The organism is Deltaproteobacteria bacterium (genome assembly GCA_016208165.1).
Lineage (GTDB): Bacteria > Desulfobacterota > Desulfarculia > JACQYL01 > JACQYL01 > JACQYL01.
The window spans coordinates 44,824-71,751 of sequence record JACQYL010000028.1; the positions used below are offsets into that span (position 1 = coordinate 44,824).

The window sequence follows — 26,928 nt, forward strand, 5'->3', positions numbered from 1 at the left end:
ATATGAATAGGCCGCTCGTGAGTGTAATCATGCCCGTGAGAAACGGCGAACGGTTTCTGCGAGAAGCGATAGAGAGCATACTTGGTCAAGATTATCCTTCCCTCGAACTTATCGTTGTTGATGGACAATCAACCGACGGCACGGGATCCGTTGTCCAATCGTTCGGGAAGATCAGGTATATCCGTCAAGAAGGAAGGTTAGGTATCGGCCACGCCAAGAATCTTGGGATTGCAGCGGCCAAGGGGGAGTTTCTATCGTTTATTTCCCACGATGACCTGTGGCCCCCCCATAAACTCAGAACCCAGATCGATTATATGGTCCACCATCCGGACGTCCAATATTCGCTAACGAGAGTGAAGTTCTTTCTGGAACCCGGGTGCTCCGTACCCCGTGGTTTCAGACCGGAGCTGTTGAAAGACGACTATGTCGGAAAGATGCCCGAGACATTGGTTGCTCGGAAATCACTCTTTGATTCCATTGGAGGGTTCAATACTGAATTGACCTATATCGAGGACGTTGAGTGGTTTGCTCGTGTCGCCCGGAGCCAAATACCCATGGGGATCGTACAGGAAGTACTGCTTCATAAACGCATTCATGACGGTAACGCTTCATACGACCCTTCGAAAATGCGGGACATTAAGCGGGAAATAGTGCAGATAGTGAAAAAATCGATCGAACATGGTCGGACCAGGCATACAAGGGATGATGAGAAGCAGCGGAGGTAAAGCAAAGCATGGAGGCCGCACCCCTCGTAAGCGTAGTCATTCCCGTTTTCAACGGTGAGCCGTATTTGGCTGAGACCATCGAAAGCGTGATCGCACAAACATATAGACCCATAGAGATCATCGTCGTGGATGACGGTTCCACGGATCTTAGCGCCGTTGCCGCTAAACGTTTTGGCCCGCCGGTACGATATCGATTCCAATCCAACGCAGGTACCGCCGCCGCTCGTAATTTCGGCGTTCGCTCCGCAAGAGGTTCATTTTTTGCCTTTCTCGATCAGGACGATCTCTGGGCCGAGAACAAATTGACGTTGCAGATTGAGGCGTTTGAAAGGGAACCTACGGCAGACGTCGTATTCGGTCATGTTCGGCAATTTCACAGCCCGGGATTGGACCCATCCTTGAAGAAGAGGATACAGTGCCCATCCTCCCTCATGCCCGGATATTCACCTTCCGCGATGCTGGTTAAGCGGGAGGCTTTTTTTCATGTCGGTGAGTTCGAGACCGCCTGGCGGGTCGGGGAATGGGCAAATTGGTACGTACGCGCCGTCGAGCGAAAACTCCAAATGATCATGCTTCCGGAGTTGATCGCGTTGAGACGCCTCCACGATTCCAACAAGGGGATTCTCCAACATATGTCCATAAACGAGTACCCCCGCATTCTTAAGGCTTCGCTTGACCGTCGCCGCACACTAGAATGAATTAAGATATTGCCAACGGGGACATAAGCAGTCCTGTGACCATTCATGGGGCAGTCTTCCAAACCGTTTCCTTTTCTCCGACATTGCGGCGAAGGAGAGTGTGCCTGGAACGACAAAATACCATGATTTTAAAATGTTACCAAAGACGCGCACATGGAATGCACAACGACGCATGGATACCTCTAAAGTGGTTCTTTCTCGGGTCCGAATCGATCGCATACGGGCCGGATGTCGGCCCAGTGATCAACAGGAGCTGCTGTTGCGGGCCGCCCTGTTTTCCGGGGATGCGGCCCTCGATGCATGGCGGAAATGGCGTGGTCTGGTAGGCCGGGACCTTCGTCATCTGGACATGGGATCCTTCGGACTTATCCCCATGCTGTATCGCAACCTCAGCCTTCTGGGCGTCCAGGACCCACTGATGGACCGCTTCAAAGGGATCTTCCGACGAACCTGGTATCAGAATCAGACATTGCTTCATGGCTGCGCCCGGGCACTCGAAGCACTACAAGCCGCCGGCCTGGGCGTGCTGATGATGGACGGCGTGCCGGTCGTGATGAACGACTATCAAGACCTCGGCCTTCGGCCTATGGATGGGTTCGACATTCTGGTGCGCATCGGACAGGCTGAAAAAGCCATCCACGTCCTCAGTTCCCTGGATTGGAAACCTTCCGGCATCCGGATCGAGAAACTGAGCCCGGGTTTTCTTAACGCCGGGCATACTCTGCGTTTCAATAAAGGTTCTTCCCTGACTTGCGATCTGCACTGGAGATTCATGCCCGACCGTTTCGGTCCGATTGATGATGCCGCTTTGTGGGAGGCCGCAGTCCCCTTATACGTCCGGGGGGTCCGGATCCATGCCTTGGGCAAGGCCGACCAACTGCTTCGCGCCTGCGCTCTCACCATAGGACGTATCGGTTCACCACACATACAATGGATTGCCGATGCGGTTGTGGTCCTGAGGCGAGCGATCGTGCGAATCGACTGGAACCGCCTGATATCCCTGGCGCAACGTTACCATGTGACCCTCAAGGCCTACTCGGCGCTTTTCTACCTGCGGCAGTATATGGACGTTGCCATTCCGGAAGACGTTTTACGGCAGTTTGAAAACATCCCGATATCCGATCCGGAACGCCGAATGTTTGACGCCACCCTCCACAAAAACAAGCTTATCGGTTCTCTCGAGCATTCCTGGTTGAATTATCGGGCCTATGCTGCCGAGTATGAGAAATCGTTCTCTCCTTTCAGACTGCCGGGCTTCCTTGAATATCTCCGTTTGAGGCGCGGGCATGACAGCCGATGGGATACCCTGCGCTGGGCGGTATCCAGCTACTTGCTTCCGGGCTCAAAACCGGTATAAAGACCCCTCCATCGGACGCCTTCCCTCGCCTTATCCATTTTAATTATTGATTTCAAATGCTTACCAGACAACATCCGTCCGGAAAGCTAAAATGAACCCGTGATCAAAAAAGGACTTTGGTTTTTCGGAAAAGAGCCGATCATAAAACAGCCGGATTGAGTCGCTCGGTGGGTTGGGATTGGAGAAGGAAGAAGGTCGGTATCGTTCCGAATCACAAGGGTTCTCTGGTTATGCTCCGCCCTTTTCCGAAAAGATTGACGACTCGGTTCGGAACACGGAAGAGGAAGCGCGTGACCTGGAACAAGAGATAAAAGACGAGTTTAAAAGCATCAGGGACAATCTGCACGTAAAGGCTAAAGACGGCGACATCCGCATAAGTCTCACGGGGGGGTCCACTTTCGACTCCGGCAGCGCGGAAATCAAGCCGGAAACGGCGCCCATACTGGAAAAAATCGCAGGATTCCTGAACCAACGCGAAGGCGAAGTGGTGATCGCGGGCCATACGGACAACGTTCCGATCTCGAATTCCATCTTCAAGTCCAATCTCGAGCTGTCTGTCGGCCGATCGGCCGCGGTGGCCCAGTTCTTTATAAGCCGAGGCAGTGTTGACGCCGGTAGAATCGCGACAATGGGATTCGGCGAACATAGACCTATAGCCGCCAACGATACACCGGATGGTCGAGAAAATAACCGTCGGGTGGAGATAGTACTCACCAAACTACCCGATCCGTCGAAGCTGACTCGAGAGAGTCAGAAAGACGAATCCAACTGGAATACCTCGTCTCCCCACGCCCCTCCTCTTCAATAGATGAACGTGCGCGCTCCCCGTATCCCGCCGTTGCCATCTCGGCCTGAATCACGCACCGGATTTGTACGGTAAGGCCTTCTTCCAAATTCTCCATTTGCATCTACGTCAACAAGACCTTGGTTGACCTTCTGAAGAAGAGACTCGTAGGCGCCATAGGTGTACGGCAAGAATTCATCGTTCCGTCATGAAAGTCGCGTCAGGATTCTGTAGCATCGGCTCGTAGGATGAACTCGGGTCCGCTTGAGCGTTGTTCCTTTACTGAGCATAGGTAGGCCATCCAAGTACTGATACGAAAAGTTTTCGGAGAACAGCGATCTCGATGCGGTCGATACTATAACCTAATACATTAATGACCTGATTGCGGATTCTGTATTGATGGTTACAATGGGCTAAATCCGGCAACGCGAAGTCAGAGGAGATATCAAGGGCAGGCCGGAACCACAAGGCGCCGGCCAAACGAAGGACGGGCTCTGCTTTTCGGTGAATATCTTGACAATGAATACAGTTTATTTTATGGAACCTTCAACAAAGTCGAACGAGTGGAGAATTGAAATGCCTTTTTATGAGTATCAATGCAATGGGTGCGAACTTGTGGAGAGCCGTGTGGCGGGTGTGGATGATCAATGGGTGCATTGCACTTCGTGCGGCGGCCACATGATTCGCACGACGAGACAAGACGACCTTTTCAGAGCCTATTGGGAAACGTCCGAAAAAGGAGCAGAAAAAGTCACCGGTTCCGCATGACCTGTCTTTTCTCAATGTGAAACCGCTTCACGATGCGTTTCCGTCGGCCGTCTCGTGTGGCATTCTATAACCTTGAGCGGGAGATAAAGGAGAATAGGCTCTCGCAATAGGCACTGAGGATGAACCGGATATGGAAAAACGAACCCATCCCTCCTATTCCATGGCGCCGGTTGGCGGGGCCGCTCGGCGGTGAGGCGGATCCGTCTGACTACCGCGCGAGTTACTCTAACGCAGATTTCCCCAACCGCGCTCCCGCGTCTCGTCCGTGCGTATGAGCTTTCCCGAAACTCGGCCGGAAGACGGCGTACCTAACCGGGTCCTTCCCCCCACGACTCGATGCTCCACCCGTTTCAAGTCATAAACGTGTCGTCGAGCTTTCACACAAACGCTGAGAACCTCCTGGACCCCAAGGGCAGAGACTCCTATCGAGTCGTGTTGAAACACGCTTCGGTCTATAGGACGGCGTTGAAAAACCGGGATGTGGATTATTTTGCATATGAAAGAGACGGGAGTCCATCAGAAGGCTGTTGGTTCCGTCCGATGGAGCGGAATTCCCCGACAGTTTCACCCTAAACCGTCATTGATTTGGATGGTAACGGTGGGTGGAAGTGGACCGTGATATCCGACCCTATCAGAAGTCTCCTCGGAACTTTCCCTGCACATCGACAGCTGCTCGCGCTTTCGCAAGCCGGCAATGTCATTTCACAGCTCCCTCCTATGAGTTTCAGTGTGTCCCTGGCATGCATTTACAGTGAACCAATCGGAACATCCGTTTTGACGATCCGAATACCCGCTCCGGCGAAACGTTAAAAAACGGTTGTTAGTAAACATTGTATATCAAAGCACTTGTATTCTTTGATGCTATCTACTAAGCTTCACCTGACGGATCGCCTCTTGGTCAAACCTGCAGAGCTTTGTTACGACAAACCGTTGAAGGAGGGTGCTCATGCAAAACAAGGGAGACTTTTCAAACATTGCGGATCCTACGTCCCCCAATGCCGGCCGAATCTACGATTACCTGATCGGCGGACATCACAACTTTGAAATCGACAGAATGGCGGCCAAACAGCTGCTCGCAGTGGCGCCTTTTATGCCGCAAACCCTTCGATTGATTCGATGGTTTCTGGGAGAGGCCACGAGGCGTTTGGTTGTCGAGGGCTTTGACAAGTTCCTTGACTTTGCTTCCGGTCTGCCGGTGGAAGATCATATCCATGAACTGGCGCCGGCGGGGACCAAAGTGATCTATTCCGACATTGACCCGGTCACGGTGCAGTACGCACAAGATCTTCTGAAGGACGACCCTAACGTTCGGTACGTGCAATGCGACGCCGGCAATCCTGAAAAACTTCTGACCTCGGGCGTTGTCGAGGAGCTTTTTGGGAAAAATCGGAAAATCGCCATCGGTTTCAATGGCATCGCATACTTTCTGCCGGATGACAGGATCCAGCACGCTCTCCGCACGCTGTATGGATGGGCCGGAGAAGGGTCCAGACTGTTTCTCTGTGACGCAGACGCGGACGTCTCGGAAACATCGGAGAAGCTTAAGCCCGTCTTCGAGTTGTATTCAAGAATCGGTCAGCCTATTCATATTCGGTCTCAGGAAAGGCTGAAGAAGATGGCGGAACCCTGGAAAGTCTCCGAGCCCGGATCGCTGACGCTGGATGAGTGGATTGGAATTGGGAAGAAAGTCACCCAGAGAGAAACAGACGAATGGGGAGGGCGGGGCTTCTACGGCGTGATTTTCTATAAGTAGAGTCTCGAACCCGTGAGGTCGGATCCTGTGAACCCCGATGTGCGCCAAAGTCACCATTCGAGCGTGATCTATCAGAAACTGCTGGAAAAGCTGACCTATCTTGCCACTCAGCTTGGCGAGATGTTTCAGGATTTTGCTTTCGAGAATCGCTTCAACCTCCATCCCAGACGCATAAGCGAATTGGGCTGGGAACAAGCGAACCACTTCCTTGAGTTTGTGGCCTCCGGCAACGATAAAGAAGTTGTAAGCGCTGGCAGTTATCGCATGGAAGAAGGCCTGGGGCAGTCAACCCTCGCAGCCCTGGGCGTGCGCCTGAGGCGCTTCTGCAGGGCAACGTTCCCCGTGGAAGGCTCTGAGCTCATGGATCAAGGCCTGGACCTGGTGGACAGGTACATGAGTTCGTTGATGGAAGGCTACAACACCGCCCTCGAAGCCCGGATACTCGAAGACCAGGAACAAATGAGGCGGGCTCTGTCGGGCGCGCTGGAAAGTCAGCGTCGCGAACTTTATATCAAGAACCATGCAATCAATACCTCCATAAACGGAATCATGTTAACGGACATTGACGGACGCATTACTTACGTGAATCCGGCTTTTTCGGACATGTGGGGTCTTGAGGACCCCAGTGTGGTTCACGGAAAAAATTGCATCGACTTACTTGAAATTGACAAATCGCATGAGATCGTCAACGCGCTATCCGAAAAGGCCGGGGCGGGGTGGCGGGGCGAGCTGCGGGCGCGACGGGCCAACGGATCCTATTTTGAAGTCGAAGTCTCACTATCCATCATCAAGGACGTCGGCCGGTATCGAATCGGTGTGATGGTTTCCTTCGTTGATATAACGGAACGAAAACGACTCGAAGCCGATTTCCGAGAGGCTAAGAAGACCGAGGCCATAGGCACCCTGGCCAGCGGCATTGCGCACGACTTCAACAACCTCCTCACAACCATTCAGGGCCACACGTCCCTGATGCTGTTAAGCATGGACCGCGCGCATCCGTTTTATGAGCGGCTGAGAAGTATCGAGAAACAAGTCGAAAGTGGTAGCCGGCTGACGACTCAACTCCTTGGTTATGCCAGAAAGGGCAGGTACGAGGTGAAGCCCGTCGATCTGAACAGACTTGTGGAAGATCTTGCCGAGACATTCAACAGAACTCGAAAGGAACTCTCGATCCATCTCGAACTGGATAAGCATTTGCTCGCCATCGAAGCGGACGCAGGGCAAATCGAACAGGTCTTGCTGAATCTCTATATTAATGCGGCCGACGCCATGCCCGGCGGCGGAAACTTGTTTATCGGAACGAAGAATCTGTCTTACGATCAGGTGAAAGGAAAGCTGAGCAACCCGAAAAAGAGCAACTACGTCATGATCAACATCGCCGACACGGGCTCAGGCATGACCAAAGAAACCATGGAGCGCGTTTTCGATCCCTTTTTCACGACCAAAGAGATGGGCCGTGGCACCGGTTTGGGTCTGGCGGTCGTTTATGGCATTGTAAAAGGACACGGTGGTTACATCAAAGTGGAATCCGAAGTAGGCAAGGGTACGACCTTCGAGATCTATCTTCCCGCGTCGGATCGGGTGTTCGCCCAGCCTCCAAGAGCCCCGGAACAAACGATCAAAGGAAACGAGACCATCCTCTGCGTGGACGACGAAAGGGCGGTGTTGAGCATAGCGAGCGAACTCCTTCAGGCTCTTGGGTACCAGGTTCTGTCGGCGAACAGCGGCAGAGAGGCCGTCGAAATCTATGGTGCAAATAGAGATCAAATCTCGCTGGTCATTCTGGATATGATTATGCCGGAAATGGGCGGCGGTGAAACCTACGATGCTCTCAGGAACATCAGCTCAAAGGTAAAGGTGCTGCTTTCGACGGGCTACAGCATCGAGGGGAAAGCCACGGACATTATGAATCGGGGCTGTAACGGCTTTATTCAAAAGCCCTTCAAGCTGACTGCGCTCTCCAAGAAAGTAAGGGAGATCCTCGACGAGTCAACCATGTGAAGGGACGATCCTTGCCTTCTATTTGGAAATAGAACGATCGCTCATTCAAAGTGGTGGTGTTTGATGCTCTTGCCTTCCGCGTACATGATCGTTGCTTCGCAGATGTTGGTGGCCAGGTCCGCAACACGTTCCAGGGCGCGGTCAATGATAATCATGCTTACCGCCCTTCGGATGGCCGGCGTGTCCTTCATCATCTGATCCAACAGCTTGTGTACGATCTCCGTAGCCAATGCGTCGGCCTCGTCGTCTCGCTTGCATACTTCCCTGGCGAGTCTGGTATCCTTGCTGATAAAGGAATTGATGGCGTCCTGGAGCATGGTCAGCGCCACATTTCCGAGAGCTTCGATTTCTACCTGGAACGGTAATGGCGGCCGCTCATTGAGTTCAACGGCCCGCTCAGCTATATTGACCGCAAGATCGCCCACCCGTTCGATATCCGCATTAATTCTGATGATGGAGGTGATGAATCTCAGATCCACGGCTAGGGGTTGCCTTAGGGCCAGCAGCCTCAAGCTCTCTTCGTCGATGCGGATTTCCAGTTCGTCGATTCGAGCATCGCCGTCGATAACCGCCAGGGCGGGTTCCGTGTTGCGTTCGACAAGAGCCTCCATGGCGCTTCGTAAAGCCTCCTCGACCAAGGTGGCCATCTCAAGGAGGGTCATTTGAAGTTCTTTCAATTCACGGTTCAATTCCGTGGACATCTGGACTCCTTATCCAAAACGACCGGTGATGTAGTTTTCCGTTTGCTCTTTCTTCGGTCGCGTAAAAAGAATGTCGGTTCTGTCCACTTCCACCAATTCACCGAGGAAAAAAAACGCCGTATAGTCGGACACTCTGGCGGCTTGCTGCATATTATGGGTCACGATCACTATACAATATTTTTCTTTCAAACGCTCTATAAGTTCCTCGATCTTTTGCGTGGCAACCGGATCCAGGGCCGAAGCGGGTTCATCCATCAGGACCACCTCCGGTTCCACGGCCAGGGCGCGCGCAATGCAGAGCCTCTGTTGCTGTCCACCGGAAAGGCCCATGGCCGAAGAATGAAGGCGATCTTTCACTTCATCGAAAAGGGCCGCGTCCTGGAGGCTCGTCTCCACTTTTTCGATAATGGCGCGTTTGCTCTTTACGCCATTGACCCTGAGGCCATACGCCACATTTTCGAAAATGCTTTTGGGGAAGGGGTTCGGCTTCTGAAATACCATTCCCACCTTGCGACGCACCTCCACCACGTCCACGTCCGAGTCATAGATATTCCGCCCGTCCAGAATGACCTCTCCTTCCGCATGGGCGCCTACGATGGTTTCGTTCATTCTGTTCAGACATCGCAGAAAGGTGCTTTTGCCGCATCCTGAGGGTCCGATCAGGGCAGTCACTTTACGATCGTACATGAGCAAGGATATACTCTTAAGGGCCTGGAAATCCCCATAATAGAAGTCCAGGTTCCGGGCGGATATCTTAGACGACGTGATCCCCATGCAACTATTCCGATTTCATTAGACAGAGGTGGTCTCAGTTGTGGCAGCGATCGTATCTTCGGAGGGCGCCGCTTTTCTCGGTTTCGGGAGCGCGACATGGAAGGTCGATCCTTTGCCGACCCGGCTTTCGGCCCACACACGTCCCCCGTTGGCAATGACCAAGTTCTTGACGATGGCAAGGCCCAGGCCGGTTCCACCCAAGTCGCGCGAACGTTCCTTGTCCACCCGATAGAACCGCTCAAACACGCGGTCTAGATCTTTCTTGGGGATTCCGATACCCGTGTCTTCAATCGTTACGTCAACCCACTCCTGATCCGTGGAAGCACCGACTCTAATCTTTCCACCCAAGGGCGTATATTTAATCGCATTATCGACCAGATTCTCAAAAATTCGATTTAGCGACCCATAGTCTCCGAACACGGACAATTCTCCGATCCCTTCATCAAACGTCATACTCAGCTCTTTGGAATCCAGCGCTTTCGCATAGGTCTGCTTAAGTCCTTTAAATAGCGACTCCATGTTCAGGGCCGTCATGTGCAATTCCACTTTGTGGGAATCAATGGCGGAGAGTTTCAGAAGGTCCGCGACCAGGCTGGACAGACGATCGGCGTGTTTGACGATGACTTGAAGGAAACGCCGTTTTGCCTCCCAGTCTTCGGGCGGCAATTCCAGCAGCGTCTCGGAGTATCCTTTGATGGTCGTGAGAGGCGTGCGAATCTCATGGGAGACATTGGCCAGGAAGTCTTTGCGCATCTGTTCCAGTTTCTTGATTCTGGTGATGTCGTGAAGCACCGCAATGCAGCCCTTTGCCTGGCCTTCTATGCGCAACGGCACCACATTGGCCTGGAAAAACCGGCTATTCTCCAACCCCACTGCGATCTCGAGGTCAAATGTCTCCTTTCCACCTAAAGCCGAACGGATCGCTTCCGTGATAAGAGTGTTGCGAATCGCCGCCAAGGGGCCTTGGCCTTCAATGTCTTTCACCTGAGGAAAGAAGCGTTTGAATGCATCGTTGACCAGAACAATTTCGCCGCGCTCGTTCACGACCATGACGCCCTCGATCATCCCTCTGAACACGGACGTTAACTGGCTCGTCTCACCGTTCAGCTTTTCGATCGTCGTCTGCAATCGATGAGCCATCGTGTCCATGGCTTTTCCGAGTTCGCCGATCTCATCCTTCGGATATTCCAAAATCCGGAGTCTGAAATCTCCCTCGGCTATGCGCCGCACCATTTGCGTCATATTCTCGATGGGATTGGCTATGCGCCTGCCGAGCCAGAGCGTGCAAACTACGATCAATACAAAGGCGCCCGCGGCGGCGCTGTACAAACGCCACAGGATTTCCGCAATTTCTTGTCTTACCTCTATCAGGGACGCGGACAGTCTCAAAATGCCCCAATTATCCTTCGGCAAAAATACTTTTTGGGCCATGTACAGCATTTCCTTGCCCGTGGTTGCGCTGACCCGGTGGCTCTTTCCAAAACCTGTCCTTATGGCGGAGCGAACTTCCTCGCGGCCGCCATGATTGTCCATTTCAGGAATCTGCGCGGAGGGTACTTCCGAGTCGCCTATCACTGCCCCTTTGGCGTTCACAAGGGTCAACCTGAGACCAAGATCCTTACCCATTCGCTTGAGGATCGGATCTATTCCGGGCTCCGAAATCAGTTCGTAATGGAGCAAGTTACCCAGAAAATCGATCTCGTGCTGCATGCGGGTTTCCACTCGACCGATCAACTCGCGTTCCAGGAAACGCGTGGAGTATACGGTGGCGGCCCCCAAAAAACCGCCAAACAGAAAAAGATACGATAGAATGATCTTCATCCTCAAGCTAAGGGTCATTCTCCTATTCCTTATACCGGTAACCTACGCCCCAAACGGTTTCGATAGCCGAACCTTCGTCCTCCAATTTCTGTCTCAAGCGTCGGATATGGGTATCCACCGTTCGAGCGTATCCTTCGTACTGATAGCCCCAGACGATATCCAGCAATCGATCTCTCGTGAGGACCTTACCCTTGTGGCGCAGCAGTGCCAGCAAAAGATTGAATTCCGTAGACGTTAGAGGGACCTCCTCGGAGTTTATGGTTACCCGATGCGATCCTGGATCCACTCTCAAATTCCCGACCATGATCACATCCGACTCGTCGGTTTCCATGGATACCCGTTTGAGAATGGCGCGAACCCTCAAGATGAGTTCCCTCGGACTGAACGGCTTCACTACATAGTCGTCGGCGCCTAATTCCAAACCGAGAATCCGGTCGATCTCGTCTCCTTTGGCCGTCAGGATGAGAATCGGCAGCTTTCGAGTTTCCTTGTCACTCCTCAGAAGCTTGCAGATCTCCAAGCCGTCCATACCGGGCAGCATGAGGTCCAGGACTACCAGGTCCGGCGGGTGGTTTCGAATGATTCTGAAGGCCGTTTCTCCATTAGCGGCCCTGTCGGTACGAAAACCCGCCTTTTCGAAATGATATTCCAGAAGAGACGCTATGTCCTCTTCATCTTCCACGATGAGGATTCTGTTTGCCTGCACTTCGCCTTCCTTGTACTAGAATTGATTGGTGCGTCCGGCGGTATTCCGAGTGTCTAGACATTCCGATCTCCCGATCACGAATCTCGAGAATGCAGGTATGCCCTTCTCTTTCGGAGAAGGTAACGATTTCGAACACCTCTGCGACGCTCCTGCGCGACCCGCTTGTTCACCCGGAACCATCCTTCGAAAAACCCGTATCCTTGCCGGGGCCGGCCTCCGGGACGCGACGATCACCCGACGGTCAGTTCCTTGTTCTACGCAGCCTAGATCGAAGCAGTATGGCCGTAAGACTGACGCCTAGGACCAGAAAGATCAGCACCAGCGCCGTACCGTACTGCAGAGGCCGGGTTTTCTCGATATGGGTGCCTGCCGTAGCCAGAACATATATGTGATACGGAAGCGCCATTACCTCATCAAAAAGGGACCCCGGAAGACGGGATGTATAGAACGTGGCCGCTGTGAACATGATCGGGGCGGTCTCTCCGGCGGCCCTGCCGATTCCCAATATGGACCCCGTCAGGATTCCCGGAAACGCCGCAGGCAAAACCACCTTGTAAATGGTTTGCCATTTGGTGGCTCCTAGCCCTAACGAAGCTTCTCTGTACGTTTGAGGCACGCTTTTGAGAGCTTCCTCGGATGTTCCGATCATGACCGGCAGAATCAGAAACCCCAGCGTCAGGGAACCCGACAAAAGGCTCGAGCCGAACTTCAAAAAGACTACGAAAAGCCCAAGACCGAACAGGCCGAACACCACTGAAGGCACTCCGGCCAGATTGTTGATACCCAGTCGGATGATGCGGACCGTTCTTCCCCCCCGAGCGTATTCGTTCAAATAGACGGCCGAAGCCACCCCGATGGGCAGAGCCACGGCGAGGGCGCCAAACGTCAGAAAAAACGTTCCCACGATCGCAGGGAAAATACCGCCTTTCGTCATGGAATCCAGGGGCGCCTCCGTCAGAAAGGTCCAACTGATGGCTCTCCACCCGTGGAAGACGACAAAGCCGATCATCAGCAGGAGGGTCAGGCACACCATGGTCGCTGACAAGCGAACGACGGCAAACGCGATCTTTTGTTTCAAATACCGAGAACGAAGCGTATCCATACTCTTTATAAAGTGGCTGATCCCACCTGCTTATATTTGTGCGATATCTGATCAGCAATCATGTTGAAGGCGAACGTGATCAAAAACAGGACGATGGCTATCGCGAAAAGGGCATGGTAATGCTCACTCTGGAAAGGCGCCTCGCCCATTTCAGCGGCAATGCTCGCGGGCATGGGACGAACCGGGTCCATGAGACTCGTGGGCACGATCGCTGCGCCGCCCGCCACCATAAGGACCACCATGGTTTCACCAATGGCCCTCGAAATTCCGAGTATCACCGCGGTTGCGATCCCGGACAGGGAAGCCGGCAGCACCACGCGAAAAATGGTTTCCCACTGGGTGGCTCCCAATGCGAGCGACGCTTCCCTCAACTCGCGGGGAACCGCATACATGGCGTCCTCCGAAATGCTGCAGATGGTCGGAATGGTCATGATGGCGAGCATAATAGATGCGTTGAGCAGATTCAGCCCGGTCGGAATATCGAACGTTCTCTGCAAAAAAGGCGCAACGACCACCATGCCTATGAACCCGATGACCACGGAAGGCAACGACGCCAGGAGCTCCACGACCGGTTTAAGAAATTCCTTCATTCGGGGGCCGGCGATTTCAGCGATAAAGATCGCCGTTAATACAGCCAAAGGTATGGCGCCGATGCATGAAACCGTGATCACGGCGATGGAGCCGACGATCAAAGGAAAAATCCCGAATGCGGCGGGGTCATCCGTAGGATACCAATCCCGTCCCAAAAGAAAGTCTTTCAACGACACGACCTTGAAGATAGGAACACCTTCTCTGAACAGGAAGAACAGGATCAATCCCAACGCGGTGATGGAAAACAGGGCCGTCAGCAAGAAAATCATGCGGATGGCGCTTTCTCTGCTCCTCCTCCGGTGACCGCCTCTGCCCGTCCAGGCATCCCCCAAGCCCGGCCCATTTGTATCCGCGGCGTGGTCGGCGAGATTCGCCGTTTCGACCAAAGGAACCTCAATCGATGTTTCTTTCATTGTATGTTCAGCCTGAATGGACTCTCGCGTCCGAAGCTTCCAGCGCGCGAACCGGGGCGACGAATCCAACGCTCACCCCGCGGCGCATGCGCAGCTACGGATTCGTTGTCGGTGCTTAATACAACGGCACGAAACCCTCGGTTTCCACCATTTTCTGACCGGCCGGACTCAGAAGATAGTTGAGATACGACATCGCCGGTCCCTCGGGCCAACCGTTTGTAAACATGAACAAGGCTCTCGAAATCGGAAACGTGCCATTCAAGGCCGTGGCTGGGGATGCCACAACACCGTTCACCGTAAGCCCTTTGAGATGAGGGTTTAGATAGCCGATGCCCACGTAGCCGATGGCGTAGGGGTTCCCGGCCACGGCCTGCGCCACGGCTCCGTTGGACGCCTGAAGCAAAGCTCTGGGCATCACGCGCTCCTTAAGGAGAACCTTCTCTTGCCACACCTCGTACGTTCCGGAGCTGGTGTCCCGACTGATCACCACGATGGGTTTATCGGAGCCTCCCAACGCTTTCCAATTGGTGACATTGCCCGTGTAGATCCCTTTCAATGTGTTGAGATCAATGTCATTCAGAGGGTTGCTCGGGTGCACCACGGGAACGATGCAGTCAATGGCCACCCGGTGAGGCACGAGGTAAACTCCCTTTTCACAGGCCAGCTTGATTTCCTTGTCTTTAACGAAACGGGACGACATGGCAATATCACACGTGCCGTCAATGATAGCCTTGATTCCGTTTCCACTGCCGCCGCCGGACACGCTGATATTGACGTCTTGATTGCCCTTCATAAACAGCTCTGCGGACTTTTGCCCGATGGGAAGCACGGTGGTGGATCCGTTAATGACCACATTCGAACCCGCCGCGCACAGACCGCTCACGGCGAATACAGCCAGAATACTCATCAACACGATAACCGCTCTAATTCGCATTCTTTCCTCCTAACGATTCGTTGCTCCAAAGGCCGATGTTCTGCCTGGCCAAAGTATAATGTATTGGGACTCTAACTTTGAAAGATGACGCTCCCGTTGCTTATTTGTGACAATTCTGTTACGAGGCGGTGTTTCTCTGGGCGCGAGCGCAGACAGCTACCGGTCCTGTTGGTAATGGCTGCCCACCGGATTGTCAGAAGGAGGAGGAAGATCAGATAATGCTTTGTTCTGAGTGACTTAAGCTCAACCGTTTGAACGGGCGGCCATTGAAGATCGCCGCCTGCACTCGAAACAGCGCCGGCTTCCATTCCCCGAATACCTCATCTCAACCTATCTTAGACTCAGTTTCTCCGCAGTGTAAACCTTTATGTTGACATGGTTTTCGGATGTGGCGGCGTTTTGTCATAATTTTGTAACTAAATGGGCTTTTCGGTGTAGCTCACCGCGTCGGAACGGGTTTGGCATGGATGCAACCTGGTGTCTCGCTTCCCCTCGTATAGGCTCGTGCGGTATCTATAACGGGGCGTTTCAGCAGCCGAGTTGCTTCAAGTGGGAAGAGTAAGGGATGGAAATCGGAAGTTGGTATCCGAGGGACGGACGTCAAATGGCAGAGAAAAACGATTCAACCCGGAAGGAACCGGTGAAATCCCCTCCAACCGTTTTCTGAACAGGAGCTGCAAGGGCCTTTTAAGGAGACATTTGACGGATTCGTGGATTACAGGATATTGAACTATTGACGATCAAGGATGAATAGAGTATAGACCACCTTTTTGTTTAAATGGAATCCAAGCACGCGCTGGGACCTAGCTGAGACGAAATTCGGAATTCTGCTCCGACATCGGACGGCAGCCACCCGCGAAACGTTCCAGCGGAAGAAACGAATTCAACCCAACGAGTGAATAGAGATCGACGCGGTTTGCGTTATATGCAAGAGGGAGGAAACCAATGGTCCATCGCATCCACAACTTCAACGCCGGGCCGGCAGCGCTGCCTCTGGCGGTGCTGGAAGAAATCCAATCCGAATTCCTGGATTTCAAGAACACGGGCATGTCCATCCTAGAAATGAGCCACCGGTCCAAAACCTACAACGACGTCATCGAGGAAGCTCAGACCCGCATCAAGCGCCTGCTCGGATTGTCGGACCAATACCATGTCCTGTTCATTCAGGGTGGCGCCAGTATGCAATTCTGCATGGTCCCCATGAACCTGGCCGTTGACAACGATGCCGTCGATTATGTCGACACGGGTACCTGGTCCTCCAAAGCCATCAAAGAGGCCAAAATCGTGGGAAAGAAGGTCAACGTGGCCGCGTCGAGCAGCGACAGAAACTACGCCTATATACCCAAGCATTTAGGTCTGAATCCGGGGGCGGCTTACGTTCATATCACCAGCAACAACACCATCAAGGGCACCCAGTGGAAAACATTCCCGGATACGGGTGCGGTTCCTCTTGTGGCGGATATGTCTTCCGACATCCTTTCCCGGCCCATAGACATCGAGCCCTTTGGACTCATTTACGCGGGAGCCCAAAAGAACATGGGGCCCGCGGGTGCGGCCGTGGTGATCATACGCGAAGACATGGCGGCCCGCTCCCCCGAACAATTGCCGACCATGCTGAGATATACCACTTACGTAAAGGAGCAGTCCCTGTATAACACACCTCCCTGTTTCACCATTTATGTCATCCAACTGGTGGCTAAATGGCTGGAAGAAACCGTCGGCGGCCTCGAAAAGATGGAGGCCCTCAACAAACAAAAGGCGGACCTGCTGTACGATACGATCGATGAGACGGACTTCTATCGAGGTACGGCCGACGTGGACAGCCGCTCCCTGATGAACGTGACCTTCCGACTTCCGTCCGAGGATCTCGAGAAGCAATTCGTGGCAGAGGCGACTGAAAACGGACTGGGCGGACTCAAGGGGCATCGCAGCGTCGGTGGATGCCGCGCGTCCTTATACAACGCCACCGGCCTGGACGACGTGAAGGCGCTGGTGGAATTCATGCGGGGCTTTGCGGCAAGAAAAGGATAAGAAGCGCCACCTCGCCTTATGATGCAAGACTCATGGCGCCCTCCCGCCCCGCGGACCCCTCTCGAGGGGCGGGGCGACATGATGGGTTGGCAGGGTCGGTTGAATTCACGCACGAAGCCGACAAATTGAAATTGTCGGGTCAAGCAAGCCACGCGCCCTCTCCCTTCGCCGAAAGGCCAGGGCGAGGGCGCGTAGCATCCCCCGCAACCATTCAGAATCATGAGCAGGTCCCAACACCTCTTTCAATCCTCATACACTTCGATCTGAATTCCTTCCCCCGCAGCCCACTTCACCAATTGGGCCCCGCTATTGCGCGAAGCCGCCACCCGGAGGCTTCTGTACTCTTCTGAATTCAGATCCGGATCTCCATCGGCAGAGAAAGCCTCGCATCGAAAATAGAACCAACGGGCGTACCCTCCAAAGGGAGTTCCGTCTCGAGGTCTGTTGCACGCTTTGACGCCGCGAGCGATTTGCGTGTCGACCGGGACTACGACGTGGTATTCATCGCCCTTGGGCGACACGCCGATATAACCTTCGTTTCCCGTTCTCTCGTCCAACGTACAGCGAAAAAGGTCGGAAAAACGCACGCGTAACCCCATAGGTATTTCCTCAGGTCTCCAGCGCCTGGAGGTCCCGCCCTCCCCCACTCGGATGATTCACGAAATCCTTTACCGTTACTCATTCATACCATGATTCACAAAGGAAACGAAATGAATATGGCCTCCCCCTTTTGACGTTCCACGATTCGTACTTATCTTAAAACGAGATTTTTTTACGTCATGCTTTTCGACATCCAATGCGAAGGAGAACGTATGGACACACGCTCTTGCTTGAAGATGCTGGACGAAGCGATCCGTTTCGAAGGAGACGGACTTCGATATTTTCAGGACGCTGCGAAACGCACCCAAAACGAATACGGTAAACTGATGTTCGAGGCCATAGCCAAGGCGGAGCTTAAACATATGGAGGTCGTCAGAGGAATTTACGATAAGCTGACGGCCTCGGGTCAGTGGCCCGATCAATGCCCTACTTTCCAATCTCCGGGACACCTGAAGAACATCTTCGAGAAAGCGAGGGCGGAACTGAACGATAAGGTTACGGTTAACGCGGATGACGTCGAGGCCGTGAGGATCGCTCGCGAATACGAAGAAAAAGGGATCCGGTTTTATACGGAGTTGAGTGGCAAGGCGGAGAACACCATCGAAAAGCAGTTTTATGAACGACTCACTCAAGAGGAACGGGGACATCTCTTGATTCTTCAAGATATGGATGATTTTTATGCCGATCCGGTCCACTGGTTCTCCAAGAAGGAACACCTGCACTGGGACGGTGCGTGATCCGGCGTTGACGTTCACGCCGCGCCATGGACCTGTGCCCGGTCGCGCAGGAGTTGGGGCTTATGAAGTCGGGCGTATCAGACACAACTAAGTCTATCGAGAACGGAGGTGTGTACATGAACCATCCCATATCCAGAAGGGATCTCATGGTGGGGGCGGGAGCAGCCGCTGTAACTTTGGGTTTGGCCAGTGTAGCGGGAACGGCGTCCTCGGCTGAAATGAAAGCCGCCGGCGTGGCGGGGGAGTGCAAATTGCCGCCTCTCCCCTATGCGTATGACGCCCTGGAACCATTTATCGACAAAGAGACCCTGACGCTCCATCACGACAAACATCATGCCGGCTATGTAAAGGGATTCAACGAAGCCTTGGATGCGCTGGCGAAAGCCAGGGCCGAGGGCGATTACAGCCTGATCAAACACTGGTCCCGCGAACTGGCGTTTCACGGTTCGGGACATGTCCTTCACTCGTTGTATTGGACCAACATGGCTCCCAAAGGAGGCTCCGGCCCGGACGAGAACCTTCTGAATGCCATCAACCAGAGCTTCGGGGATCTGGACAAATTCAAGGCCCAATTCGAAGCCGCTACCGTCGCGGTGGAGGGAAGCGGGTGGGGAGTGTTGGCGTTCGAGCCCTACAGGGGATATCTATTGGTGCTTCAAGCGGAAAAGCATCAGGATCTGACCATCTGGGGCGTCATCCCTCTGCTGATCTGTGACGTCTGGGAACACGCTTATTACCTGAAGTATCAGAACCGCCGCAAGGAATACGTAGCCGGCTTCATGAACATAATCAACTGGGCCGAGGTCGGGAAACGTTATAGCCATGCCGCGAACATGATGCGAAAATAGTGCGGGACCGTTCCTGTTTCTGAGTGTTGCTTTCCGGCTTTCCGACTAATCCTATGTTCGTCATGATCCGCTTTCCGGTCGGTTCCGCCTTATCGGTATGCACTGCGATCGCCTCACCTTGAGCAGTCAAAGGTGACGGGACGGCTCCGTGCTGTGAAGAGGTACTGTCTGTCTTGTTGACTTTCGATGGGCAGTAAAATGCTTTCCGGCGCCCAGGGTTATTGGAGAAATCATGGAATCTTACGTATATGAAATCACCCGGCACGACTCGAAGGAATTCACGCAATTGGTCTATTTCTGCTCGGCGCAAGCGGATTGCGCCCTCGAACAGGTCCCCGGCGATCAGGTCTCCTTTCTCGAGACCATAATGAATGAGCGGGGGCAGGCGGGCTGGGAGCTGATACAGTTGGAATTCGGCACGAACGGTGTTTTGGCCTTCTGGAAGCGCCGAGTCATCTCCCGGGAGTCGGAATAGGCATTCGCACTTCGGAGTTCGAGCTTCGGGGGAATCCGGACGGCGAGTGGTTTTCCCGGGATCGAGGAGCCGGAGCGCCCGCGATACGTGCGTGCCGCGAATTCCTGGGTTTATCCTCTTATTTGACATTCAACCGAAACGCCCTTGTCCAACGTTACGAGCCTTGCACGGCTCGTAACTCGCTTCCGGCCCGTCCCCGCCGTCTTCGGTTACGACGATCAGGCGGATTCGTTCCATCCAACCGCTCCGGCGTGTCTCGGGGAAACCTTCTCGAAAAGATCTTTCCCGATTGGCCGGAAAGCGAATCCTTCGAGGATGGAACTACCGTATAAGGCCGCCGATGTCTGGAATGTTTCCAAAGCGTAGTTAGTATTAAAGGTAAGGGCAGGATTCGGTCCGCCGGTTGGGTGTTTGGATATGCGAACTCGGACACTGGACAATGTCCAGTGTCTGTGCTTCCGGGAATCGAAACCAATGAAAGATGAGGCCTCCGGACATGACTCGTCGTGGATTTCTGACAAAGACACTATCCTATGCGGTGAAGGCAGCCCTCCTCGGTCTGGCGCCTGTCGGACCTTATCTGTCGGCGCGTCCGGCTTATGGTTCCAGCGAAAACACCTATGTGAAAACGCCGCCTTACGACCTTCATGAACTGGTTAAAAGAAAAGTCCACCACACCGAGAACGGCTTCCTCAATCCTTTTTCCTCTCAAACGTACGGGAACCCGTTTCGGCTGCTGCGATGGAAGCTGTTCAGCCCCAATCCGTTCAAATCCTATTACAGTCAGGAGCGGGTAGCTCCGGTGAGCGTGGATTCCAAATCGCTGCGAAATCCGGAAGGTCTTTCCGTCACGTTTCTCAAGCACGCGAGCGTACTCATCCAGGACAAAGGTACGGTTCTGCTCATCGACCCCGTATTCCACAGCCCTTTCTGGTTCATCACGGATTTCACTCCGTTTGCCTTCGATCCGCGTGAGCTGCCCGGACCGGACCACGTTCTGATCACGCACGGTCATTTTGACCACCTGGACGTAGACTCCTTACGCGATCTGCCCTCGGACACGCATGTGATCAGTCCCTTGGGCTATGACTATGTATTCGACGGTCTGCCCATGAAGCATCGATCCAAACTGGATTGGTTCGAGAGCTACAGCGACCGCGAAAGAAAGATCACGTTGTTGCCCTGCAGCCATTGGACCATGAGAAATCCTTTCATGGGCCCCAACCGATCCCTGTGGGGGTCTTTCCTGATTCAAACAGCCGCCGGACCAACGATCTTCGTTTCCGGCGATGCCGCCTACTTCCACGGATACAAGGAGCTCTCGAGGGAGTTTCATGCGGACTTGGCCATCTTCAATCTCGGGGCCTATGAGCCCCGGTGGTTCATGGCGTCCAGCCATATGAATCCCGCGGAGGTGGTTCAGTCCTTCGTGGAATTGAATGCCTCCCGTTTGCTGGCGGTGCATTGGGGAACCTTTCGTCTGGGGGACGAGCCTGTTTATTTTCCACCTATGGAGATCCGTCGCGAGATGCGGGAAAAAGGGCTCGAGGATCGCCTGATCCACCTCGATCACGGCCATAGCATATTCTTGAACCGGGATGGATCTTTGAAAGGTTGACGGAGTTTGGACAGGCAACGTATTGCGCCGGGCTTTTGTGCGAGGGGACATGTTTCGTCGGAGGGATTCATCATGCTGCAGTCGCAAAGCATATCGTAGAGGAGGAGAAGCCATGTCGTCGCTCTATTTCATGGAGGATCTCTATCTCGGATCGCTCAACGAACGTATGTTCCGGGCGTTCTCCCCTGCCGAACCCTCGACACGGGTGAAACGCCTGGTAAACGACTATCATGACCTGATGAAGGACTATGATGTGGGACGCTTCGAAAAGGACGGACGGATTCCCGATGAGGTGTTGAAAAGACTGGGAGCGCTGGGCCTTTTCGGTATCAACATCCCCGAAGCCTATGGCGGACTCGGATTCAGTCTGACAGAATACCTTCAGTTCATCGAAGAAGCCATCAAACTCGATGTGTCGACGGCCCTGACGTTCATGTCGCATACCTCGCTCGGGGTCCAGGTGCTTTTGCTTTTTGGTGACGAGCGTCAGAAGAACCGGTATCTGGTTCCGGCAGCCACAGGCGAAAAGATCATGGCCTTCGGCCTTACGGAGCCCGACACTGGATCCGATGCGCGTAATCTTCAGACCTCGGCTGAGCCGTCTCCGGACGGAGGGCACTATATCCTGAGCGGTACAAAGGCCTATATCACCAACGCCAACTACGCCGGCGCCATCACCGTGTTCGCCCAGATGGATCCGAAAAAGCCCGGACACATGGGTGTTTTCATTGTCGAGACCGACTGGAAAGGCGTGGAAATAGGAGAGAACATGCCCAAAATGGGCCTCCGAGCCTCCTCGACAGCCTTTGTTCGACTGGATCGGGTGAGCGTCCCCGTAGAAAACCTCGTCGGCAAACCCGGTGAAGGGTTCAAGATCGCCATGACCATCCTGAACTACGGCCGCTTGAAACTCGGAGCGGCAGCCGTGGGTTTATTGGACCAGTCCCTGAAAGACATGAAAAAGCGGGCGGCCGCGCGCCTGCAGTTTGGACAGCCCATCCGGAACTTTCCTCTGATCCAGGAAAAGCTGGTCCAAGCCCGAGTGCGGCGGTTCGTAAGCTCGGCCATGAACGAATTTGCGGCCGCCATTCTGGAAAAAGCGCCCAAGTTCGATCCGGCGATCGAGACTTCTCACTGCAAGCTCTTCGGCACCACACGAGTTTGGGATACGCTGTACGACGCGCTTCAGGTGGCGGGAGGCTCCGGGTACCTTTCCACCCAGCCCTACGAAAGGCGTATGAGGGACATGCGCGCGGGAACGCTCTTCGAAGGCACCACGGAGATTCACAGCATCTACCCGCCTCTGTTCTTGTTGGGCAAGCTCAACAAGCGATCGGACATGCGATCGAAAAACCCGATTTCCAGACTGCTCTTTCTTATAAGAAAAGCTTTCGGGCGGGATCGATGGCCTCTGGTTTTCGAGGACGAGGCCATGCGAAAAGCGTCTGCATTGGCCCGGGCCAATGTCAAGACCCTCAAACGGATGTTCTTTCTGGGCCTTCTGCTCCACGGGAAAAGCTTTACCCGCCAGCAGTTCCTATTGAGAAGATGGACCACGTTGAGCATGGTTACCTATGGCCTGCTGGCCATACTGGCGAGCCTGTCGGCGCGGCAACGTCATGGCTGCCTGGAAAGAGAAGACCGGGAACTTCTGCTGTATTTTATCGAGGAGGCCCGGGAAGTGCGGAAGAAGAACAAGCGTTTGCTGCCGGACAAAAAGGAACGGCTGCACAGGGTTCTGTTTGAAAGGATGGCTTCCGAATAAGCGATGCTCCACCCTGAAGAAATGAATCGTGTCCAAAGGTTCAACTGCTCCACTTGCCCTTGACCTTGGCGGGCAAGAATGCTAAGAATAGCTCCACCCTCGGAGGGATGGCCGAGTGGTTTAAGGCGGCGGTCTTGAAAACCGTTGTCCCGTGTGAGCGGGACCGTGGGTTCGAATCCTACTCCCTCCGCCAGCATGATCCGAGATTTCCTCCCGCGGAGAGATGGCCGAGTCGGCTGAAGGCGCTCGCCTGCTAAGCGAGTGTAGGGTCAAAAGCCCTACCATGGGTTCGAATCCCATTCTCTCCGCCATTTAAATAAGTCAGCCGCCCCTCGGGGGGACGGCTTTTTTGCCGTATAGATCCCATATGTCCTATTAATTGTATCATGTTTACGATTTATCTATCGGTCGCTGCTCTGATCATCGCTACCGGGCATATTCTCATCTGGCGCGCCCCGGTAATTGAGTCGTTGCTGCTCTGGTTTTTGGTTATTGAAGTCGGCCTGGGGGGAATTTGGGCTTTCCTCGGCCATGATTTCAAATCCGACGAGATAGCCGGATATATCGGCTGGCCCGCGGGCAATCCCTTCCAGAAGGAAATTGCCTTTACCAACCTCTCGCTGGGAACATGCGGCGTGTTGTGCTTCCTTTTCCGCGACGGCTTCTGGCTGGCGACCATTGTTTTCGCTTCGGTTTTCCTGCTCGGGGCTTTCTCGGTGCACCTGAAGGACCAGAAAGAAACGGGCAACAAGAACCCCGGCAATGCAGGGGCGGTATTCTTTGCGGATATCGCCGTCCCCCTTATCCTGTGGGGGCTTTACGTCTCAAGATAGCCGTTCTATCCTATGAACAAGTCGCAGGCTCGGCCATTGGGCCCACCTGCCCCAGCCCTCCAGGCCTCGTTCGCCGCATGCATGCGCCCGAAAACCGGGTAAATCACATTCTTATTGCATTTGGCACGCAAGCTGCATATTATTTGTATTGCAGAGTGAACAACCACCCGCGAGTGACACCCTCTGTGTCAATGTAATGTGAGAAACCATGAGCAGCTGAGTCTAAAGAGTGTGAAAAAGGACTTGACAAGAGTCAAGAGCAGACTTGACCCCTTTACCCGCCCTCTCCCTCTCCCTCTGTCAACGATCCCGAGCCTGTCGAAGGGGAAGAGGGGGGGTGAGGGCGTCTTGCTCAATTATTGAGCAATGTGTGGCCGGGAATTGCTCAATTTCTGAGCAATATCAAGGTATCCACTTCGGCCCGAAATGGAAGAATTCATCTGTAATCAATCTGTTATTGCAATTGGCACACAAACTGCTCTATTTTTCACTGTAGAGATGTTCACCTTCCGCGAGTGACGGACATGATGCACTCGAATCACCATTCGAAATTGGTGAATCGGTCAACACCAACCCGGATCAACCCGCAGCTTTTTGGGAAGATTGGGTTGAATCTCCTCAGTTGTTGCCCAAAACGGTTTCGTGTCAGCAGTATTCAAAACTGCACTCCAATCCAGATTGGATGCTCAAACGGATTTGGAGGACGTGAAACAGCACGGAGCAGAGGAGGGCCGCGTGTCCCAGCCTGAAGAGACAGACTTGGCAAAAGCCAAGGACAGATGCATTGGGGAGCCTGTGATTGGGTGCCCGGTTTCATCTGCGGATTTATGACAGTACCTGTAATTGATGCTATCCAATAATCTTAGGGGAATGCGAAGCAAAACGAGACCGACGCTGAGCCTAATTTATATAGGAAAACTGCAACCTTGCATCGTATACGGAAGGAAAGGTAGTGTCATCAGATCACAAAGATTTTTGGTACAGAAAACTTTTTAGACTAAAGATTCATGAGGCATCTGGTACCGAATTTCAGAGACTTTTCAACGATGTGATGCAATACTCCACTCAAGGTTTTCAGGCGGTGGCGCCATGGGGGAACTGGGGTGATGGCGGTAATGATGGGTGGTGTCCAAGAGAAAACAGATATTTTCAAGTTTTCGGACCGCAGGCGGCCACAACCCGGAGCCCTGTTCAAGCGGTGAACAAGACGATAATTGATTTCAACAAGCTGAGAAAGAAATGGCCCACGATTGAGCGTTATCATTTCGTTTATAATGATCGCTTTCGTGGTGCGCCTGCTCCGATAGCAAGTAGCCTTCTGAATCTTGCTATAGATGAAAATTTAAAAGAGGCGACGCCGATATCTTCAGCAGAGTTGGAAGCAAAGTTCATGTCATTGACCGAGTCGCAGAAGATGATGATTGTGGGCGGCATACCTGCGGAAACCCCGGAATTCATAGATCCTAGCGCCATCGGTGAACTGTTGACCTATTTGGCCGACAATCCGCCACAAATAGTTCCGCTTCTCGATGATACCAGTCCAGATTTTCACAAAAAAATCCAGCTGAATGGAATCACTGTACCTGTCTCCGAATATTTGCGTATTTATTCATACCAGGTCGATGAGATTGACGTATTTTTGAAGGTGAGGGATCCGGGACTAGCTCAGCAGATCGCTCTTCAAATCAATGAACTTTACCATCGGAGCAAGACTGCGGTCGTTGATTCGGCTGATGCGCCGAATGAGAGGTATGTGTGGCTCGTGGAAAGTCTGATACCTACGAGCAAGCGAAACCATCCCCACAGCTTGGCCGCCTGCCGATTGGCGGCCCAGGTTATCATATCCAAATATTTCGAAACGTGTGACGCATATGAACATCCGGACAGCATTGATCCCGCATAAACATGTCCGCTTTATCGACTCGATTATTGCTCTATCGGGCCATATTCGTCAGCTTCTCATTGAACCACACACGCTCGACGAACTTTGGGCCAAGATTGATAGCGGTTCATCCGGTTGGAAATCCAGGCCATCCTTTTCTCATTTGATCTTGGCGGTTGACCTTCTTTATGCCATTGGCGCCGTAAACTTGGTTGGAGACGGACGTATTAGTCTATGTGAGCAAAATGAGACTAGTCAAACTGACATCTAGTCACAGATCATTTAAAACAATAAGGTTCAATCCTTTTGGTCTAACCTTGATAGTTGGTGACAGTTCCGCTGATCGCCAAGAAGGAAGTAGTAATGGGGTTGGCAAAACCCTGGCTCTTAAGCTTGTCCATCATTGTCTTGGTGCACGTTTAGATAATAGACTTAAGACTGCTTTACCGGATTGGTTATTTTTTTTAGAATTTACTATAGATAATAAACCACACATCATAGAACGTAGTGCGGACGGAAAGAGGCTTGCCTTCGATGAGAAGTCAATTTCCCAAAATAGGCTCATTGAATGGTTGGACGAATCGAATATCTTTCGCCTTGATCCAGAATTGCAGGGCATAACTTTTAGATCGCTCTTCACGAGGTTCGGACGTAGGCTTGTTGAAGATTGCGTCGATCCTGTGGTGACATATAAGGAGACCGAATATTATGGTCTCTTGAGGAGCTTATATCTGATGGGCGCTGACTGCGAACTCGTCATTGCCAAGAAAAAGAATAAGAATTTACTTGATGAACTAAAGAAATCACAAAAGGATTGGAAGAAAGATCATGTTCTTCATGAAATGTTCATGACAAGCGGTCAGCCTAAAGTACGGGCCGAATGGCTAGATAAGGAAATTCCAAGGATTAAGGCTCTTCTTAACCGCTTTAGGGTCAATGTCATTGACTTAAGGGTCGCGAGGTGGAGATAAGCCTTGCAATAATAAGTAGTTACGATATAATCAGGCTATG

General features: G+C 53.0%; 24 protein-coding genes and 2 tRNA genes. 18 read left to right on the forward strand and 8 right to left on the reverse strand.

Annotated features, from left to right (window positions below; all coding sequences use genetic code 11):
* The first annotated feature begins 2 nt into the window (after positions 1–2).
* The 7 genes from HY788_06115 (at position 3) to HY788_06145 (ending at position 8,086) form a co-directional block, all read left to right on the forward strand.
* Complete coding sequence (locus HY788_06115; protein ID MBI4773745.1) at positions 3–725, forward strand: glycosyltransferase; 723 nt, start codon at positions 3–5, stop codon at positions 723–725.
* 8 nt (positions 726–733) lie between these two features.
* Positions 734–1,423, forward strand: a complete 690-nt coding sequence (locus HY788_06120; GenBank protein ID MBI4773746.1) for a glycosyltransferase family 2 protein — start codon at positions 734–736, stop codon at positions 1,421–1,423.
* Positions 1,424–1,595: 172 nt separating this feature from the next.
* A complete protein-coding gene (locus HY788_06125; protein ID MBI4773747.1) occupies positions 1,596–2,780 on the forward strand; it encodes a nucleotidyltransferase family protein in 1,185 nt (394 codons plus the stop codon).
* Between the two features lie 178 nt (positions 2,781–2,958).
* Positions 2,959–3,588, forward strand: a complete 630-nt coding sequence (locus tag HY788_06130) for an OmpA family protein (GenBank protein MBI4773748.1) — start codon at positions 2,959–2,961, stop codon at positions 3,586–3,588.
* Positions 3,589–4,140: 552 nt separating this feature from the next.
* The gene (locus tag HY788_06135) at positions 4,141–4,332 is read left to right on the forward strand and encodes a zinc ribbon domain-containing protein (protein ID MBI4773749.1); all 192 of its coding nucleotides are present in this window, start codon (positions 4,141–4,143) and stop codon (positions 4,330–4,332) included.
* Between the two features lie 946 nt (positions 4,333–5,278).
* Positions 5,279–6,085, forward strand: coding sequence for an SAM-dependent methyltransferase (locus HY788_06140; protein MBI4773750.1), 807 nt, complete (start codon positions 5,279–5,281; stop codon positions 6,083–6,085).
* Between the two features lie 27 nt (positions 6,086–6,112).
* The gene (locus tag HY788_06145) at positions 6,113–8,086 is read left to right on the forward strand and encodes a response regulator (GenBank protein ID MBI4773751.1); all 1,974 of its coding nucleotides are present in this window, start codon (positions 6,113–6,115) and stop codon (positions 8,084–8,086) included.
* 41 nt (positions 8,087–8,127) lie between these two features.
* On the opposite strand, the gene phoU is transcribed toward HY788_06145, so the two are convergent.
* The 7 genes from phoU to HY788_06180 all read right to left on the reverse strand — a co-directional run bounded on the left by phoU (position 8,128) and on the right by HY788_06180 (position 15,128).
* Positions 8,128–8,787 (reverse strand): phosphate signaling complex protein PhoU, encoded by a 660-nt coding sequence (gene phoU, locus HY788_06150; protein MBI4773752.1) that lies wholly within the window; start codon positions 8,785–8,787, stop codon positions 8,128–8,130.
* A gap of 9 nt (positions 8,788–8,796) precedes the next feature.
* Positions 8,797–9,561 (reverse strand): phosphate ABC transporter ATP-binding protein, encoded by a 765-nt coding sequence (locus HY788_06155; protein ID MBI4773753.1) that lies wholly within the window; start codon positions 9,559–9,561, stop codon positions 8,797–8,799.
* 18 nt (positions 9,562–9,579) lie between these two features.
* Positions 9,580–11,400 carry a HAMP domain-containing protein gene (locus HY788_06160; GenBank protein ID MBI4773754.1) on the reverse strand — a complete coding sequence of 607 codons (1,821 nt, stop codon included), beginning with the start codon at positions 11,398–11,400 and terminating at the stop codon, positions 9,580–9,582.
* Positions 11,401–11,404: 4 nt separating this feature from the next.
* Positions 11,405–12,088: a response regulator transcription factor gene (locus HY788_06165; GenBank protein MBI4773755.1), complete on the reverse strand. Its 684-nt coding sequence runs from the start codon at positions 12,086–12,088 to the stop codon at positions 11,405–11,407.
* Between the two features lie 241 nt (positions 12,089–12,329).
* Positions 12,330–13,190 carry a phosphate ABC transporter permease PstA gene (gene pstA, locus HY788_06170; protein ID MBI4773756.1) on the reverse strand — a complete coding sequence of 287 codons (861 nt, stop codon included), beginning with the start codon at positions 13,188–13,190 and terminating at the stop codon, positions 12,330–12,332.
* A 5-nt stretch (positions 13,191–13,195) separates the two neighbouring features.
* On the reverse strand, positions 13,196–14,194 hold the full coding sequence (pstC, locus tag HY788_06175; GenBank protein ID MBI4773757.1) for a phosphate ABC transporter permease subunit PstC: 999 nt from the start codon (positions 14,192–14,194) through the stop codon (positions 13,196–13,198).
* 115 nt (positions 14,195–14,309) lie between these two features.
* Positions 14,310–15,128, reverse strand: coding sequence for a phosphate ABC transporter substrate-binding protein (locus tag HY788_06180; GenBank protein ID MBI4773758.1), 819 nt, complete (start codon positions 15,126–15,128; stop codon positions 14,310–14,312).
* A gap of 945 nt (positions 15,129–16,073) precedes the next feature.
* Here HY788_06180 and serC point away from each other — a divergent pair.
* The gene (gene serC, locus HY788_06185; protein MBI4773759.1) at positions 16,074–17,159 is read left to right on the forward strand and encodes a 3-phosphoserine/phosphohydroxythreonine transaminase; all 1,086 of its coding nucleotides are present in this window, start codon (positions 16,074–16,076) and stop codon (positions 17,157–17,159) included.
* A gap of 242 nt (positions 17,160–17,401) precedes the next feature.
* On the opposite strand, the gene HY788_06190 is transcribed toward serC, so the two are convergent.
* Positions 17,402–17,758 carry a hypothetical protein gene (locus tag HY788_06190; GenBank protein ID MBI4773760.1) on the reverse strand — a complete coding sequence of 119 codons (357 nt, stop codon included), beginning with the start codon at positions 17,756–17,758 and terminating at the stop codon, positions 17,402–17,404.
* 213 nt (positions 17,759–17,971) lie between these two features.
* Here HY788_06190 and HY788_06195 point away from each other — a divergent pair, with 213 nt between their 5' ends.
* The 10 genes from HY788_06195 (at position 17,972) to HY788_06240 (ending at position 26,888) form a co-directional block, all read left to right on the forward strand.
* A complete protein-coding gene (locus HY788_06195; protein ID MBI4773761.1) occupies positions 17,972–18,496 on the forward strand; it encodes a ferritin family protein in 525 nt (174 codons plus the stop codon).
* Positions 18,497–18,714: 218 nt separating this feature from the next.
* The gene (locus HY788_06200) at positions 18,715–19,344 is read left to right on the forward strand and encodes a superoxide dismutase (GenBank protein ID MBI4773762.1); all 630 of its coding nucleotides are present in this window, start codon (positions 18,715–18,717) and stop codon (positions 19,342–19,344) included.
* 232 nt (positions 19,345–19,576) lie between these two features.
* Positions 19,577–19,819, forward strand: a complete 243-nt coding sequence (locus HY788_06205) for a hypothetical protein (GenBank protein ID MBI4773763.1) — start codon at positions 19,577–19,579, stop codon at positions 19,817–19,819.
* 496 nt (positions 19,820–20,315) lie between these two features.
* On the forward strand, positions 20,316–21,437 hold the full coding sequence (locus HY788_06210) for an MBL fold metallo-hydrolase (GenBank protein MBI4773764.1): 1,122 nt from the start codon (positions 20,316–20,318) through the stop codon (positions 21,435–21,437).
* Between the two features lie 112 nt (positions 21,438–21,549).
* A complete protein-coding gene (locus tag HY788_06215) occupies positions 21,550–23,202 on the forward strand; it encodes an acyl-CoA dehydrogenase family protein (protein ID MBI4773765.1) in 1,653 nt (550 codons plus the stop codon).
* 101 nt (positions 23,203–23,303) lie between these two features.
* Positions 23,304–23,395: transfer RNA gene (locus tag HY788_06220), tRNA-Ser, on the forward strand.
* Between the two features lie 24 nt (positions 23,396–23,419).
* A tRNA-Ser gene (locus HY788_06225) sits at positions 23,420–23,513 on the forward strand.
* 75 nt (positions 23,514–23,588) lie between these two features.
* Positions 23,589–24,035, forward strand: coding sequence for a hypothetical protein (locus tag HY788_06230; protein MBI4773766.1), 447 nt, complete (start codon positions 23,589–23,591; stop codon positions 24,033–24,035).
* Positions 24,036–24,987: 952 nt separating this feature from the next.
* On the forward strand, positions 24,988–25,938 hold the full coding sequence (locus HY788_06235) for a hypothetical protein (GenBank protein MBI4773767.1): 951 nt from the start codon (positions 24,988–24,990) through the stop codon (positions 25,936–25,938).
* A gap of 224 nt (positions 25,939–26,162) precedes the next feature.
* On the forward strand, positions 26,163–26,888 hold the full coding sequence (locus tag HY788_06240) for a hypothetical protein (protein ID MBI4773768.1): 726 nt from the start codon (positions 26,163–26,165) through the stop codon (positions 26,886–26,888).
* Positions 26,889–26,928 lie beyond the last annotated feature (40 nt).